This window comes from Pseudomonas sp. B21-056, assembly GCF_026016325.1.
Classification (GTDB): domain Bacteria; phylum Pseudomonadota; class Gammaproteobacteria; order Pseudomonadales; family Pseudomonadaceae; genus Aquipseudomonas.
On the sequence record NZ_CP087203.1, the window covers coordinates 791,243 to 806,733 of the forward strand.

At 61.6% G+C, this 15,491-nt stretch carries 9 protein-coding genes; 8 read left to right on the plus strand and 1 reads right to left on the minus strand.

What is annotated here, in order from left to right:
- Nucleotides 1-108 precede the first annotated feature (108 nt).
- From recC to LOY67_RS03455, 6 genes are all read left to right on the plus strand, one after another.
- Complete coding sequence (gene recC, locus LOY67_RS03430) at nt 109-3,558, plus strand: exodeoxyribonuclease V subunit gamma (RefSeq protein WP_265065950.1); 3,450 nt, start codon at nt 109-111, stop codon at nt 3,556-3,558.
- Nucleotides 3,558-7,247 carry an exodeoxyribonuclease V subunit beta gene (gene recB, locus LOY67_RS03435; protein ID WP_265065951.1) on the plus strand — a complete coding sequence of 1,230 codons (3,690 nt, stop codon included), beginning with the start codon at nt 3,558-3,560 and terminating at the stop codon, nt 7,245-7,247. Before recC ends, recB begins: the two co-directional genes overlap by 1 nt.
- Nucleotides 7,244-9,340: an exodeoxyribonuclease V subunit alpha gene (gene recD, locus LOY67_RS03440; protein WP_265065952.1), complete on the plus strand. Its 2,097-nt coding sequence runs from the start codon at nt 7,244-7,246 to the stop codon at nt 9,338-9,340. The genes recB and recD overlap by 4 nt, the downstream gene beginning before the upstream one ends.
- A 132-nt stretch (nt 9,341-9,472) precedes the next feature.
- A complete protein-coding gene (locus tag LOY67_RS03445) occupies nt 9,473-10,048 on the plus strand; it encodes a YfiR family protein (protein WP_265065953.1) in 576 nt (191 codons plus the stop codon).
- Nucleotides 10,045-11,295 carry a diguanylate cyclase domain-containing protein gene (locus tag LOY67_RS03450; protein WP_265065954.1) on the plus strand — a complete coding sequence of 417 codons (1,251 nt, stop codon included), beginning with the start codon at nt 10,045-10,047 and terminating at the stop codon, nt 11,293-11,295. Before LOY67_RS03445 ends, LOY67_RS03450 begins: the two co-directional genes overlap by 4 nt.
- Before the next feature lie 73 nt (nt 11,296-11,368).
- Nucleotides 11,369-11,821, plus strand: a complete 453-nt coding sequence (locus LOY67_RS03455; protein WP_265067691.1) for an OmpA family protein — start codon at nt 11,369-11,371, stop codon at nt 11,819-11,821.
- On the opposite strand, the gene LOY67_RS03460 is transcribed toward LOY67_RS03455, so the two are convergent.
- Entirely contained in the window at nt 11,818-12,765 is a 948-nt protein-coding gene (locus LOY67_RS03460; RefSeq protein ID WP_265065955.1) for a LysR family transcriptional regulator, read from the minus strand. The two genes, LOY67_RS03455 and LOY67_RS03460, sit on opposite strands and share 4 nt — an antisense overlap.
- A gap of 137 nt (nt 12,766-12,902) precedes the next feature.
- On the opposite strand from LOY67_RS03460, the gene LOY67_RS03465 reads away from it, so the two are divergent.
- Both LOY67_RS03465 and mmsB read left to right on the plus strand, forming a co-directional pair.
- Complete coding sequence (locus LOY67_RS03465; RefSeq protein WP_265065956.1) at nt 12,903-14,429, plus strand: CoA-acylating methylmalonate-semialdehyde dehydrogenase; 1,527 nt, start codon at nt 12,903-12,905, stop codon at nt 14,427-14,429.
- Nucleotides 14,430-14,439: 10 nt separating this feature from the next.
- A complete protein-coding gene (gene mmsB, locus LOY67_RS03470) occupies nt 14,440-15,327 on the plus strand; it encodes a 3-hydroxyisobutyrate dehydrogenase (protein WP_041022007.1) in 888 nt (295 codons plus the stop codon).
- Nucleotides 15,328-15,491: the final 164 nt, after the last annotated feature.

The following is a 15,491-nucleotide window of genomic DNA, read 5'->3' on the forward strand; positions in this document are numbered from 1 at the left end:
TGTCCGCAGGAAAGTTCTTACGACAAGCGCGGACCGTTCCCGGCTGCCACAACCCCCCGACAGTGCTAAGGTTCGGCCCTAGCTTTTTGCATTTTCAAGGATGCCTTTATGCCGGACGCAACGTCCCTCAGCCCAGCCTTCATGGTGATTCATGGCAATCGCCTCGATGAGCTGCGCAGCCTGGTAATCAGCTTGATGCGACGTTATCCGCTGGCCCCGCTTGAGAATGAAATTGCACTTGTACAGAGCAACGGTATTGCCCAGTGGCTTAAGCTGGCACTGGCTGAAGATCCGGAAGACGACGATACGGGAGGCTGCGGCATTGCGGCTGCCATTGATGTACAACTGCCCGGCAGCTTCATGTGGCAACTCTATCGAACAGTCCTGGGGCGTGACGAGATTCCGGCCAAGTCCCTGCTGGATAAAGCCCCCCTCACCTGGCGACTGATGCGTCTCCTGCCGCAGTTGATCGAGCAACCTCATTTCGAGCCTTTGCGACGGTTCCTCACCCACGATACTGATCTACGCAAGCGCTATCAGTTGTCCGAACGCCTTGCCGATCTGTTTGACCAATATCAGGTATACCGGGCCGACTGGCTGGAAGACTGGGCAGAGGGCCGGCACCAGACGAGAAATGTCCGGGGCGAGATCAAGGCGCTTGCGCCGGCAAATTGCTGGCAAGCCGAACTGTGGCGAGCCTTGCTGGTGGATGTGGGAGAGGAAGGCATGGCTCAAAGCCGTGCGGGCGTCCATCAACGGTACATCGAACTTATCAACAGCCTGGAGACGGCTCCGAAAGGTCTTCCTGCACGGGTGATCGTGTTTGGTATTTCCTCGCTACCGGCCCAGGCGCTGGAGGCGCTGGCCGGTCTGTCGCGGTTTAGCCAGGTTCTACTGTGTGTGCATAACCCATGTCGTCATCATTGGGCGGACATCGTGGCCGACAAGGATCTGCTGCGCCATCAGTACAAACGTCAGGCACGCAAGGTCGGCATGCCCGTCATCCTCGATCCGCAATCCCTGCATCAGCATGCTCATCCGTTACTGGCGGCGTGGGGCAAGCAGGGACGCGACTATATCAACCTGCTCGACAGCTACGATGATCCCAATCGCTATCGTTCGGTGTTTCGCGATGGACGCATCGACCTGTTCAGTGACGGCAATCCCACGACCCTGCTCAGTCAGTTGCAGGATGACATTCTGGAGCTGCGCCCCCTGGGTGAGACCCGAGAGCGCTGGCCTGCCGTCGATACGGAGCGAGACGGGTCGATCCGTTTCCATGTTGCCCACAGCGCCCAGCGCGAAGTCGAAATCCTGCATGACCAGTTATTGGCCCATTTCAGTGCGGACCCGACACTGCGTCCTCGGGATATCATCGTCATGGTCCCGGACATCGACAGTTATGCCCCGCATATCCGTGCCGTGTTCGGTCAGCTTGACAGGACTGATCCCCGCTTCATTCCCTTCACCCTGACCGATCAGGGCCAGCGTGGCCGGGATCCATTGCTGATTGCCGTCGAACACCTGTTGAAGCTGCCCGATAGCCGCTTCCCCGTCAGCGAAATCCTCGACTTGTTGGATGTCCCGGCGCTGCGCAAGCGATTCGGCATTGATGAGGCCGACTTGCCGACATTGCACCGCTGGATCGAAGGTGCCGGTATCCGTTGGGGCATGAACGCCGAACATCGCGCCGGGCTCGGGCTGCCCGCTGAGCTTGAGCAGAACAGCTGGCGGTTTGGTCTGCGCCGCATGCTGTTGGGATATGCCGTCGGCAGTTCGGACGCCTATGACGGCATTGAGCCCTATGACGAAATCGGTGGCCTTGACGCGGCGTTGATCGGGCCCCTGGCGGCTTTACTGGATGCGCTGGAAATCGCCCACCAGTCGCTCACCGAGCCTGCACCTCCACAGGCGTGGGGATCGCGTCTACGTGACTTGATGCAATTGTTTTTCCTGGCGGGCAGTGAACATGACGACTATCTGCTGGCCCAGCTCGAAGACCTGCGCGAGACCTGGCTGGAAACCTGCGAGTCGGTTGGGCTGCACGATGAGTTGCCGCTGACGGTGGTACGCGAGGCTTGGCTGGCAGGGCTGGATCAAGGTCGGTTGTCCCAGCGCTTTCTCGCTGGAGCAGTCAATTTCTGTACCTTGATGCCGATGCGTGCGATTCCCTTCAATCTGGTATGCCTGCTGGGGATGAACGACGGTGATTACCCGAGAGCCCAGCCGCCATTGGATTTCGATCTCATGGGCAGCGACTATCGTCCGGGTGATCGCTCCCGGCGTGAGGATGATCGTTATCTGCTATTGGAGGCGCTGCTGTCGGCCCGGGAAAAGCTCTATATCAGTTGGGTGGGGCGCAGTATCCGCGATAACAGCGAGCGACCCGCATCGGTGTTGATCGGCCAGTTGCGCGATCATCTGGCCAGTGGCTGGCGACTGGCGGACGACGGCAAGGACCTTCTCGAGGCGCTGACCCAGGAGCATCCCCTGCAACCGTTCAGTGCCCGTTATTTCCTCCAGGGTAATGAGTTGTTCAGTTACGCCAGCGAGTGGCGAATGCTTCACGCTAATCATGACTTTGCGGGCAGTGCCCAGGTGCTGGAGCCATACGTTCAGGAAGAGCCCTTGAGCCTCGGGCAGTTGCAGGACTTCCTGCGCAACCCCGTCCGCCACTTTTTCAGCCAGCGACTCAAGGTGTTCTTCGAGGCGATCGAAGCCCCGCTGGCCGATGACGAGCCCTTCGTCCTCGATGCCCTTCAGCGCTACAGCCTGAGCGACAGTTTGCTGGAAGCCGCCCTGGTACGCTTGGACCAGCCGGATCTTGCCCTGGCGGCCCATGCCAAGCGACTGCAGAACAGCGGCCTGCTACCCATGGCGGGTTTCGGCGAGCACATGCAACGCGAGCTGATCGAGCCCTTGCCTGGTCTGCTCCAGCGTTATCAGCAACTGCTGGCGTTATGGCCCACTCCGTTGACCAGCGCCGTGCCTGTCAGCCCTCAATTGCACGGTGTGAGTGTCGAAGGATGGCTCAGTGGCCTGCACCAGCGCGCCGACGGCGCGGTCCTCGCCATCACCGCCATACCCAACAGCATCGGCTCCGTCAGGACCCGTAAGTGGCACCGCCTGATACGTCCCTGGGTCAATCATCTCGTGGCGTGCACCAGCGGCCTGTCGATGACCACTGCATTGGTGGCCAGTGATGACAGCTTGCTGTTGGCGCCGTTTGAGGAACCTGTGGCGCGAAGACTGCTCAGTGACCTGTTGCAGGCCTGGCAGTCAGGCATGCGCCAGCCGCTGCCGGTCGCGGTGAAAACCGCCTTTGCCTGGCTCGGCCAGACGGATCCGGATAAAGCCGCTGCGGCGGCCCGCAAAGCCTACGAAGGCGATGGGTTGACCTCTGAAGGCGAGCGACGGGAGAGTCCAGCGCTGGCCCGGCAGTTTGCCGACTTCGATGCCCTGGCGGCGGACGAGACATTCCCTGACTGGTGCGATGCGCTTTATCGGCCGCTGTTCGACGCTCCATGGCGTTCAGCAATTGGCGAGGAGGCGCAATGATGAGTCGGCAGCCCCCCCTGGCCCTGGCTTTTCCCCTGCGTGGGAGCCAATTGATCGAGGCCAGCGCGGGTACAGGCAAGACCTTTACCATTTCGGCGCTGTACCTGCGACTGGTGCTGGGGCATGGCGGTTCGGCGACCGGGTTTGGTCGCGAACTGCTTCCTCCACAGATCCTGGTGGTGACCTTCACGGACGCCGCCACCAAGGAGCTGCGCGAACGTATCCGCACGCGCCTGGCCGAAGCGGCGCGCTTCTTTCGTGAAGAAATTCCGGCCCCGGACTCGCTGATCGTTCAACTGCGTGATGAGTTCGACGAGGCGCAATGGCCCGGGTGCGCCAATCGCCTGGACATTGCCGCGCAATGGATGGACGAGGCAGCAGTTTCGACCATTCATAGCTGGTGCCAGCGCATGTTGCGTGAGCACGCCTTCGACAGCGGCAGCCTGTTTACCCAAACCCTGGAAACCGATCACAGCGAATTGCTCGGCGAGGTGTTGCGCGACTATTGGCGCCTGTTCTGTTACTCGATGCAGGGGGAGGCGCTAAGTTGGGTGCGAACCCATTGGGGAGGACCTGCTGCCCTGTTGCCGCGGGTGAGGGGGCTGTTTTCCAGCGAGCGTGACAGCGGTGACGGGCTTGAGCCTGCCGAACTCATCGCGGCATCGCTGCAGGAGCGCAGTGCCGCCCTGCTCGACCTCAAGGCGCCATGGCGGCAATGGGCAGTGGAACTGCTGGAGATCTGCCAGCAAGGCGTCGCCAGCAAGAGCGTCGACGGGCGCAAGATGCAGGCTCGCTACTTCGAGCCCTGGTTCCAGAAAATCTCCGCCTGGGTGGATGACGAAAGCCTCGAACTGCTGGATATCGGTACCGGGTTCACGCGGCTGACGCCCGATGGCATGGCCGAGGCCTGGAAGGGCGACGTGCCCAGCCACCCCGGGCTGGAGGCCATGTCCAGCCTCAAGGCCAGCCTGGAGGCCTTACCCACCCCGGATGCAGCGGTATTGCAGCATGCGGCCCAATGGGTGGGGGCGCGCTTTGAGGCAGAGAAGCGTCGACGTGCGGAGATGGGTTTCGACGACATGTTGCTACGGTTGGACGCGGCTCTGCTGGCCGAAGGCGGGGAGCGTCTGGCGAGCCTGATCCGCGAGCAGTTTCCGGTCGCGCTGATCGATGAGTTCCAGGACACTGACCCGGTTCAATACCGGATCTTCGAAAGCATCTACCGCATTGAAGACAACAACCCTGAGACAGGGCTGTTCCTGATCGGTGATCCGAAACAGGCCATCTATGCGTTTCGTGGCGCCGATATCCATACCTACCTGCGGGCCCGTGAGGCTACCGCCGGCAGGCTGCATACCCTGGGAACGAACTTCCGCTCCAGCCACGCCATGGTGGGCGCGGTAAACCATATTTTTCAGAATGCCGAATCCCGTCCGAACGGACGCGGGGCTTTTCTGTTTCGTGAAGCATCGGACAGAAACCCGGTGCCGTTTCTGCCCGTTGACGCCCAAGGCCGCAAGGAGTCCTTGCAGATTGAGGGGCAACTCCTTGCCGCGTTGAACATCTGGCATCTGCCATCGGGCCAGCCGCTCTCCGGTGCGGTCTATCGACAGCAAATGGCGGCCGCCTGCGCCAGTGAAATCACCGCGCTGCTCAACGGTGGCCAGTCGGGGCGCGACGGTTTTATCGAGGATGGAAAAGCGCTGCGTGGGCTGTTGCCGGCGGATATCGCGATTCTGGTGCGGGACGGTAAAGAAGCGCAGGCCGTGCGGGACGAGTTGTCTGTGCGGGGCGTGCGCAGTGTCTACTTGTCCGATAAGGATTCGGTCTTTGCCTCGCAGGAAGCGCGCGACCTGCTGATCTGGCTCAGGGCCTGTGCCGAGCCGGATGTTGAGCGGCCGCTACGCGCTGCGCTGGCGAGCATCACCTTGAATCTGCCGCTTACGGAGTTGGAGCGACTCAATCAGGATGAGTTGGCCTGGGAAGCCCGGGTCATGCAGTTCCGTGGTTACCGTGCGGTCTGGCGGACTCAAGGCGTGCTGCCCATGTTGCGGCGCCTGCTACATGATTTCGAACTGCCCCAGGCCTTGATGGTGCGCAATGATGGTGAGCGGGTGCTGACCAACCTGTTGCACCTCAGCGAACTCCTGCAACAGGCTGCCGGTGAGCTGGATGGTGAGCAGGCCCTGATTCGACACCTGTCGGAGCACCTGGCCTTGTCCGGCCAGGCCGGAGAAGAGCAGATCCTGCGCCTGGAAAGCGATGAGCAGTTGGTCAAGGTGGTGACGATTCACAAGTCCAAGGGGCTTGAGTATCCGTTGGTGTTCCTGCCGTTCATCTGTTCGACGAAGCCGGTGGATGGCAGCCGGTTGCCCCTGCATTACCACGATGAGGCCGGCAAGGCGCAGATCAGCCTGAGGCCTTCTGCCGAACTGATCGCCAAGGCTGATGACGAGCGGCTGGCCGAGGACCTGCGGCTTCTCTACGTGGCGCTGACCCGCGCCCAGCATGCGTGTTGGCTGGGTGTCGCCGATCTCAAGCGGGGTAATAACAGCAGCTCGATCCTGCACTTGTCTGCGCTGGGTTATCTGTTGGGCGGCGGGATGCCGTTGCCCGATTCGGTGCATCTGCGGCGCTGGCTGGAAGACCTGCAACAAGGCAGTGCTGCAGTGAGCTGTCAGGAGATGCCTCAGGCCACCGACGAACGCTACCATCCCCCGCGCAACGAAGCCGTGCTGCTCGAACCCTTGAGGCCGGTCCGCAAAGCCAGTGAAAACTGGTGGATTGCTTCCTATAGCGCCTTGCGCATCGGCGAGACCCTGAGTGCAGGCAGCGACACGGCGCCGGAAGATCCCCTGGCGCAGAAACTGTTCGACGATGAGCGACTTGATCCTGATGCGCCCAGGGAAGTTGTCGCCATTGGGGGGGATATTCACCGCTTCCCTCGCGGCCCCAATCCCGGCACTTTCCTTCACGGTCTCCTGGAATGGATCGCCGGCGAAGGGTTTGTCGTCGCGCCAGCAGCCATCGAGGATGCCATTGCCCGGCGTTGCAATCGTCGAGGCTGGAAAGGCTGGATCCCGACGCTTACCGACTGGTTGCAGCACTTGATAGCAATGCCCTTGCGGATCGGCAACGATCAGCCGCCGGTGGTGCTTGAGCATCTGTCCCGGTTCCAGGTGGAGATGGAGTTCTGGTTTGCCAGCCATAAGGTCGATGTGCTCAAGCTCGATGAGCTGGTCTGCCGATTCACCCATGGCGGTGTGGCCCGCATCGCTGCGGAGCCGGTGCTGCTCAACGGCATGTTCAAAGGCTTCATCGACCTGACGTTCGAGCATGAGGGGCGATACTACGTGGCGGATTACAAATCCAATTGGCTGGGGAGCGATGACACGGCGTACACCCCTCAGGCCATGGAGCAGTCGATCCTCGAAAATCGCTACGATCTGCAATATGTGCTGTATCTGTTGGCGCTGCATCGCCAGCTCAAGGCGCGCCTGCTCGACTATGACTACGACCGACATGTCGGCGGTGCGTTGTACCTGTTTCTTCGTGGCACCCGCGCGGCCAGCCAGGGCGTCTATTTCACCAGGCCTGCACGCGCGCTGATCGAACAACTGGATCGCCTTTTCCAGGGGGCGCCCGAACCCAAGGCCGAGCCGGCATGGGTACAGGGGGAGTTGCTATGAGCCGGACGTTTGTCGATCTGTTGCCCAAATCGTCCGACGACGAAAGCCTGATCGAGCTGGCGCCTTTGAGCCGTGCAGATGATCTGCTGCTGTTGCTGACGCGCTGGGTCGAGCGTGGTTGGTTGCGTGCCCTGGACAAAGCCTTTGTCGCGTTCCTTCATGAGCTGGCGCCCGACGACGATCCATTGGTGCTGCTCGCTGCGGCGCTTGCCAGCCATCAGTTGGGCCATGGACATGTCTGCCTGGACCTGTTCGAAACGCTCAAGGAGCCGGATTTTGCCTTGTCGCTTCCCCCCGAGGGAGATCTGCAAACCGGTGTGATGCTGTTGCCATCGCAGATACTGCGGACCCTGGAGGGGGCTCATTGGTGCAAGACCCTGGCGTCCAGCCGTCTGGTGGCCTTGGCTGCAGACGAGCGGGAAGAGGCGCTGCAACGCCCGTTGGTGCTGTCCGGTAAGCGTCTTTATCTAAGGCGCTATTGGACCTATGAGCGGCGGATCGATGAGGCGTTGCGTCAACGGCTGGCCGAACAGGAAGCCGCCCCCGCTGATCTGGGCGAACGCCTGCTAGGGCTGTTCGGGCCGGCCACGCCCGCAGGTCCGATCGACTGGCAGAAACTGGCCTGCGCGTTGGCGACCCGGGGCGCCTTCAGCATCGTGACCGGCGGCCCGGGCACCGGCAAGACCACCACCGTCGTGCGTTTGCTGGCGTTGCTTCAGGCACCTGCCGTCGAGGTCGGAAAGCCGCTGCGGATTCGCCTGGCAGCGCCTACCGGCAAGGCGGCGGCGCGCCTGACCGAATCCATCAGCCAGCAGGTCCGGACCCTGGATGTGCCCGATGCCGTGCGCGAGCGGATTCCTTGCGACGTGACCACTGTCCATCGCTTGTTGGGCAGTCGGCCTGGAACCCGGCATTTTCGGCACCATGGGGGTAATCGGTTGCCGCTGGACGTGCTGGTGATCGATGAAGCGTCCATGATCGATCTGGAGATGATGGCCAATCTGCTGGATGCGCTGCCGCCCCATGCGCGGTTGGTGCTGCTCGGGGACAAGGATCAGCTGGCCTCGGTGGAAGCCGGTGCGGTGCTGGCGGATTTGTGCCGGGACGCCGAGGAGGGCTGGTACAACGCCCGAACCCGGGCCTGGCTTGAGTCGGTCAGCGGCGAAGACCTGGCGGGCGGTGATTTGCAGCAAGACCTTGATGGCACTCATCCGTTGGCGCAGCAAGTGGTCATGCTCAGGCACTCCCGTCGTTTCGGCGAGGGCAGTGGCATTGGCCAACTGGCCCGTTGGGTCAACCAGCAGCAGCCGGAAAAGGCTCGCCAACTATTGCTGGGCAGGCAACATGCCGACCTGTTTTCCCTGGCGTTGAAGGGCGAGCATGATGGCGCGCTGGAGCGCCTGCTGCTTGAAGGCCATGCAGAAGGGCCCCAGGGTTATCGGCATTACCTGAGTCTGTTACAGCAACGACGTCCGGCAGCTTCCCGTCCATTGGAGGATGCCTGCTGGGTCGATTGGGCCCGGGAGGTCCTCTCTGCGTTCGATGCTTTCCAACTGCTCTGTGCTGTGCGTAAAGGCCCGTGGGGTGTCGAAGGGCTGAACCAGAGAGTCACTGCCGCGTTGCTCAAGGCTCGTCTCATCGACAGCGATCACCAGTGGTACGAGGGCCGTCCGGTCTTGATGACCCGCAACGACTACGGCCTGGGGTTGATGAATGGCGACATCGGGATTGCCCTTAAATTGCCCGAGCGTGATGGGCCGGATGCGGGCAGGCAGGTGCTGCGCGTTGCATTCCCTCGCAACGACGGGCAGGGCGGTGTGCGCTTCGTCCTGCCCAGTCGCTTGAATGATGTGGAAACCGTGTACGCCATGACCGTGCATAAATCCCAGGGCTCGGAATTCACCCATACGGCGCTGATTCTTCCGGATGCGCTAAACCCCGTACTGACCAAGGAACTGGTGTACACAGCCATTACCCGGGCCAAGCAGTGGTTCAGCCTGATCGAGCCACGGCCTGGAATCTTCGAGGAAGCGGTTCGGCGCAAGGTCAAGCGCCTGAGCGGGCTGATGCTGGATCTGGAGCCGCGGAACTGAATGAACAGACGTTCATGACAAGGGATTCAATGACGTCGAACTTTTGTTGAAACCACCGTAGGACGTGTCTCGCTGGCTTTTTGGCACTGTGCTATCGTTCCGGCATTTATTGGATTGATCAAGAGATTCTCCATGGGTGTGGCTGTTCGGGGAGCACTGCGCAGCAAGGACTGGTGGCACTATCTGCTTGCCAGTTTTTTGTGCTTGCTGTCGCCTGTCCTGGTTGCCGAAAACCAGGACCCCATGAGTCACGCGCAACTGCGGGCCGAGGCAGTGACCCAGGTCGTATTGGGCATTCTCAGCTATGCCCGCTGGCCCGTAGAGCCAACCCAACTGCAGCTTTGCATTGTCGGGCCGACCCAGTACACCGACGATCTGGTCAAGGGCACCACCCAAGCCACTGGCCGAACGGTGAATGTGCGGCGCTTGCTGGCGGATTACCCCGGCATCGCTGATGAATGCAACGCGGTCTATGTCGGCCGACTGACTGCCGATGAGCACACCCAACTGTTTGCGTCCTTGATCGGCAAACCGGTACTGAGCATCAGCGAAGGCGGTGACCAGTGCACCGTGGGTAGCCTGTTCTGTTTGCGGGTTGGCGATGAGCAGGTGGCGTTCGAGGTCAACCTGGATTCAGTCGCGCGCAGTGGCGTACGCATCCACCCGAGTGTCCTGCAGCTTTCACGTCGCAGGTCACCGGCCTCATGAGCCTGTCAGCCTCGCGCATCCGTCCCACTTTGGGCTCGGTCATCGGTCGCGGTCATCTGATCGTCGCGCTGGTGGCGGTGGCCATGGCCAGTGTTTCCCTGACTTTGCTGGGCGTGCTTGCGCTACGGGTTTATGCCGATCACAACCTGCACCTGATCGCACGGTCGATCAATTACACGGTGGAAGCGGCCGTGGTGTTCGATGACTCGGTGGCGGCCACCGAAGCGTTGGCGTTGATTGCCACCACCGAGGAGGTCGCCGATGCCCAGGTGTTCAATGGGCACGGCCGTCTGTTGGCGCACTGGCAACGGCCGGAAACCGGTCTGTTGTCCGAACTGGAGATGCACATCGCCAAGGCATTCCTGGAAAAACCCATCAGCGTGCCGATCCTTCATCAGGGGCAGGTCATCGGCAGCGTCCACTTGGCAGGGCATGGTGGCAGCCTGTTTCGCTTTTTGCTCAGCGGCCTGGCGGGAATTATCCTGTGCACGGCGGTGAGTGCCTGGGTGGCGCTGTATCTGGCCCGGCGCCAGTTACAGGCGATCACCGGTCCCCTGCGCAGCCTGGCGGACGTGGCCCACGCGGCACGCAGTGAGCGCGCCCTGGACCGACGCGTGCCGCCGGCTGCCATTGCCGAGTTGGATAACCTGGGCAACGACTTCAATGCGCTGCTCGCCGAGCTCGAATCCTGGCAGACCCACCTGCAAAGCGAGAACGAAACCCTCGCTCATCAGGCCAGCCACGACAGCCTGACCGGACTGCCGAACCGGGCATTTTTCGAAGGCCGGCTGATTCGTGCCCTGCGCAACGCGAGCAAACTCGATGAACAGGTAGCCGTACTGTATCTGGACAGCGATCGGTTCAAGGGCATCAATGACAACTTCGGTCACGCTGCCGGCGATGCGGTGCTGACGGCGGTGGCGACCCGGGTCCGTGCCCAGCTCCGAGAGGATGACCTGGTGGCGCGCCTTGGGGGGGACGAGTTCGCGGTGTTGCTTGCACCGTTGCACAAGATCGAGGACGCCGAACGGATCGCCGAAAAGATCATCGCCAGCATGGAAATGCCGATTCAATTACCCGGTAATGCCTCGGTGCTGACTTCACTCAGTGTCGGCATTGCGGTTTACCCCGATCATGGCGCCACTCCGGGCGCTTTGCTGCATGCCGCCGACGCCGCGATGTACCAGGCCAAGCGCCTCGCCCGAGGCGGCCAACATTCGACGGGGACGGAGCACCCCGTTACTTAACTTCAAAACCAGGAGCTGACGCGTGCGTGCATACCCTCAATCTGTCCTGCAGATATTCATTTCATTTCTGTTCATGGCCGTCCTGGCCCTGAGCGGTTGCCAGACTGCTCCGCCAAAAGGCCTTACGCCTGCGCAGATTGCCGTGCTCAAGGAACAAGGTTTCAAACTGACCGACGAAGGTTGGGCGTTCGGTCTGTCGGGCAAGGTGTTGTTTGGCAGCGACGTGGAAAGCCTCAATCAAGCCAGTACCGAGATCGTCGAGCGAATCGGCAAGGCATTGCTGGGTGCCGGAATCGATCGGGTACGTGTCGACGGTCATACCGACGCCTCGGGTTCCCAGGCCTATAACGATCAACTGTCGATCCGTCGGGCCAACAGCGTGAGCAAGGTATTGATCGGTGTTGGCATGCGCGAAGAGAACGTTCAATCCCGCGGTCTGGGCAGCAGCGTACCGGTAGCATCCAACGACACGGTCGACGGCCGGACGGAGAACCGTCGCGTGGCCATCGTGGTCATTGCCGACTAATCGGTAAACACCATCTCCCGGCTCTCACCCATCAGCAGTGGCCGATTCTGTTCAGTCGCCTCGCGGATGTAATCCCACAACAACGTAATCCGCTTGAGCTTGCGCAGATCCTCCCGGCAGTACATCCAGAACTGCCGGGTGATGGTGATCTCCTCCGGTAGCACCGGCAGCAACCGTGGATCCTGGGCGGCGAGAAAGCACGGCAGAATCGCCAGTGAGCGCCCTTGCTGCGCCGCCACGAACTGCGCGATCACGCTGGTGCTGCGCAGGTGAGCGCTGGCGTCGGGCAGCACGTTTGCCAGGTAGAGCAACTCTGAACTGAACGCCAGGTCATCCACGTAGCTGATGAATGAGTGCTTGCTCAGGTCGGACGGTCGGTGGATGGGCGGGTGACTGTCCAGGTAGGGCTGGGTGGCATAGAGCTGCAACCGGTAGTCACACAATTTGCAGCATACGTAGGGGCCATGTTCGGGGCGTTCCAGGGCGATGACAATGTCGGCCTCGCGCTTGGAGAGGCTGATGAAGTGCGGCAGCGGCAGGATGTCCACCGAGATGGCCGGGTAGGCGTCAACGAAGTGGCTCAGCTGCGGCGTGATGAAGTAGCTGCCAAAGCCTTCCGTGCAGCCCATGCGTACATGGCCGGACAGTGCGACGCCCGACCCGGATACCTGTTCGCAGGCCATGTGCAGGGTGCTTTCGATCGATTCGGCGTAGCTCAGCAGGCGTTGGCCTTCGGCGGTCAGCACAAAGCCGTTGGTCCGGGATTTCTCGAACAACAGCGTCCCCAATGAAGCTTCCAGCGAGCCGATGCGTCGCGACACCGTGGTGTAGTCGACGCCGAGGCGCTTGGCCGCCGTGCTGGCCTTGCGGGTGCGGGCCACTTCCAGGAAAAACTTGAGGTCGTCCCAGTTCAGCGAACCGAGGGATGTGATGTTTTTTTGCATGATGGACCGGTTTTTATGTGCGTTCTTATTAGAAGTTTGCACATCTATACTCCAAAAATCGTCTCGTCACCAAGGTGTCTTTGGCCTTGGTCCCTGCTGAAACAACGCTCTCTATAAGAACAATCCCGGAGGCCAGCATGAACGTTTCCCTTACGCCCAGTGACACCACCCTGCAGACCGTCAAGCTGCTGATCGACGGCGAGTGGGTTGAATCCCGTACCAGCGAATGGCACGACATCGTCAACCCGGCCACCCAGCAAGTGCTGGCGAAGGTCCCGTTTGCCACCGCATCGGAAGTCGATGCCGCCATCGCCGCTGCCCAGCGTGCCTTCCAGACCTGGAAGTTGACGCCCATCGGTGCACGCATGCGCATCATGCTCAAGCTCCAGGCGTTGATCCGCGAACATTCCAAACGCATTGCCGCCGTGCTCAGCGCCGAACAGGGCAAGACCCTCGCGGACGCCGAAGGCGATATTTTCCGTGGCCTGGAAGTGGTCGAGCATGCCTGTTCCATCGGCACCCTGCAGATGGGCGAGTTTGCCGAGAACGTCGCCGGTGGTGTTGACACCTACACCTTGCGCCAGCCAATCGGCGTGTGTGCGGGCATCACCCCGTTCAACTTCCCGGCGATGATTCCGCTGTGGATGTTCCCGATGGCTATCGCCTGCGGCAACACCTTTGTCCTCAAGCCATCGGAACAGGACCCGCTGTCGACCATGTTGCTGGTCGAGCTGGCGGTCGAAGCCGGTGTGCCCGCTGGCGTGCTCAACGTGGTGCATGGCGGCAAGGACGTGGTGGATGCGCTCTGCACCCATAAGGACATCAAGGCGGTTTCGTTTGTCGGCTCGACGGCGGTCGGTACCCATGTGTATGACCTGGCGGGGCGTCACGGCAAGCGCGTGCAGTCGATGATGGGCGCCAAGAACCATGCGGTGGTGCTGCCCGATGCCAATCGCGGGCAAACCCTCAATGCCCTGGTGGGTGCCGGCTTCGGCGCGGCGGGCCAGCGTTGCATGGCGACTTCCGTGGTGGTGATGGTGGGCGCGGCCAGGCAATGGCTGCCGGAGCTGAAGGCGCTGGCGCAGAAACTCAAGGTCAACGCCGGGAGCGAGCCGGGCACCGACATCGGCCCGGTGATCTCCAAGCGGGCCAAGGCGCGGATCCTCGAGTTGATCGAGAGCGGCGTGCAGCAGGGGGCGAAGCTGGAGCTCGATGGCCGTGGCGCCAGCGTGCCGGGTTTCGAACAGGGTAACTTTGTCGGGCCGACGCTGTTTTCCGGCGTGACCACCGACATGCGTATCTACACCGAAGAAATCTTCGGACCGGTGCTGGTGGTGCTGGAAGTCGACACCCTCGACGAGGCGATTGCCCTGGTCAACGCCAACCCGTTTGGCAACGGCACGGGCCTGTTCACCCAGAGCGGCGCGGCGGCGCGCAAGTTCCAGAGTGAAATCGACGTCGGCCAGGTGGGGATCAACATCCCGATTCCGGTACCGGTGCCGTTCTTCAGCTTCACCGGTTCCCGGGGTTCGAAACTCGGCGACCTCGGTCCGTACGGCAAACAGGTGGTGCAGTTCTACACTCAGACCAAGACCGTTACCGCACGCTGGTTCGATGATGACAGCGTCAATGACGGTGTGAACACCACCATCCACCTGCGTTAAGGAGTCGGACATGAACATCGCATTTATCGGCCTGGGCAACATGGGCGCACCCATGGCGCGCAACCTGCTCAAGGCCGGCCATTCGCTGAACCTGTTCGACTTGAACCAGACCGTGCTGGCCGAGCTGGCGGCATTGGGCGGCACGGTCAGCGCCTCGCCTCGCGATGCGGCCCAAGGGGCGGCGCTGGTGATTACCATGCTGCCGGCCGCCGCCCATGTGCGCAGTGTCTGGCTGGGTGAAGACGGTGTGCTGGCCGGCATTGCCGCCGGTACGCCGGCGGTTGATTGCAGCACCATCGACCCGCAGACCGCCCGCGACGTCGCCGCTGCTGCCGCCAGGCAAGGCGTGGCAATGGCCGATGCGCCGGTTTCGGGCGGAACTGGCGGCGCGGCGGCCGGCACCTTGACCTTCATGGTCGGCGCCACCGCCGAGTTGTTCGCCACCTTACAGCCGGTGCTGGCGCAGATGGGCCGTAACATCGTCCATTGCGGCGAAGTCGGCACCGGCCAGATCGCCAAGATTTGTAACAACCTGCTACTTGGAATCTCGATGGTAGGCGTCAGCGAGGCCATGGCCCTGGGCGATGCCCTGGGGATCGACACCCAGGTTCTGGCCGGCATCATCAACAGTTCCACGGGGCGTTGCTGGAGTTCGGATACCTACAACCCTTGGCCGGGCGTGATCGAAACGGCACCGGCCTCCCGTGGCTATACCGGTGGTTTCGGCGCCGACCTGATGCTCAAGGACCTGGGCCTGGCCACCGAAGCCGCGCGGCAGGTTCATCAGCCGGTGGTGCTGGGGGCTGTGGCGCAGCAGCTGTATCAGGCGATGAGCCAGAGGGGCGAGGGCGGCAAGGATTTTTCGGCCATCGTTAACAGCTATCGCAAGCCACAATAATTGCGTAAGGCAGCCATTGTGGCGGGGATGAGTCCTTTCGCCACAATGGCTGTGTCTGTTTTATTGAAGCTGTAATAAACCCTGTTTAATGTACACCGCACCCGGGTTATTCCTGAGTTTCATATCAATGGAACTTTAGTGAATTAACCCGGTTTATCGTGTTT

What these genes read in the sequence shown, in the direction of transcription:
- LOY67_RS03465 (WP_265065956.1), top strand. Translation starts at nt 12,903, where the DNA reads ATGAACGTTTCCCTTACGCCCAGTGACACCACCCTGCAGACCGTCAAG.
- LOY67_RS03455 (WP_265067691.1), top strand. Translation starts at nt 11,369, where the DNA reads ATGGCCGTCCTGGCCCTGAGCGGTTGCCAGACTGCTCCGCCAAAAGGC.
- recC (WP_265065950.1), top strand. Translation starts at nt 109, where the DNA reads ATGCCGGACGCAACGTCCCTCAGCCCAGCCTTCATGGTGATTCATGGC.
- LOY67_RS03460 (WP_265065955.1), bottom strand. Translation starts at nt 12,765, where the DNA reads ATGCAAAAAAACATCACATCCCTCGGTTCGCTGAACTGGGACGACCTC.
- LOY67_RS03445 (WP_265065953.1), top strand. Translation starts at nt 9,473, where the DNA reads ATGGGTGTGGCTGTTCGGGGAGCACTGCGCAGCAAGGACTGGTGGCAC.
- recB (WP_265065951.1), top strand. Translation starts at nt 3,558, where the DNA reads ATGAGTCGGCAGCCCCCCCTGGCCCTGGCTTTTCCCCTGCGTGGGAGC.
- LOY67_RS03450 (WP_265065954.1), top strand. Translation starts at nt 10,045, where the DNA reads ATGAGCCTGTCAGCCTCGCGCATCCGTCCCACTTTGGGCTCGGTCATC.
- mmsB (WP_041022007.1), top strand. Translation starts at nt 14,440, where the DNA reads ATGAACATCGCATTTATCGGCCTGGGCAACATGGGCGCACCCATGGCG.
- recD (WP_265065952.1), top strand. Translation starts at nt 7,244, where the DNA reads ATGAGCCGGACGTTTGTCGATCTGTTGCCCAAATCGTCCGACGACGAA.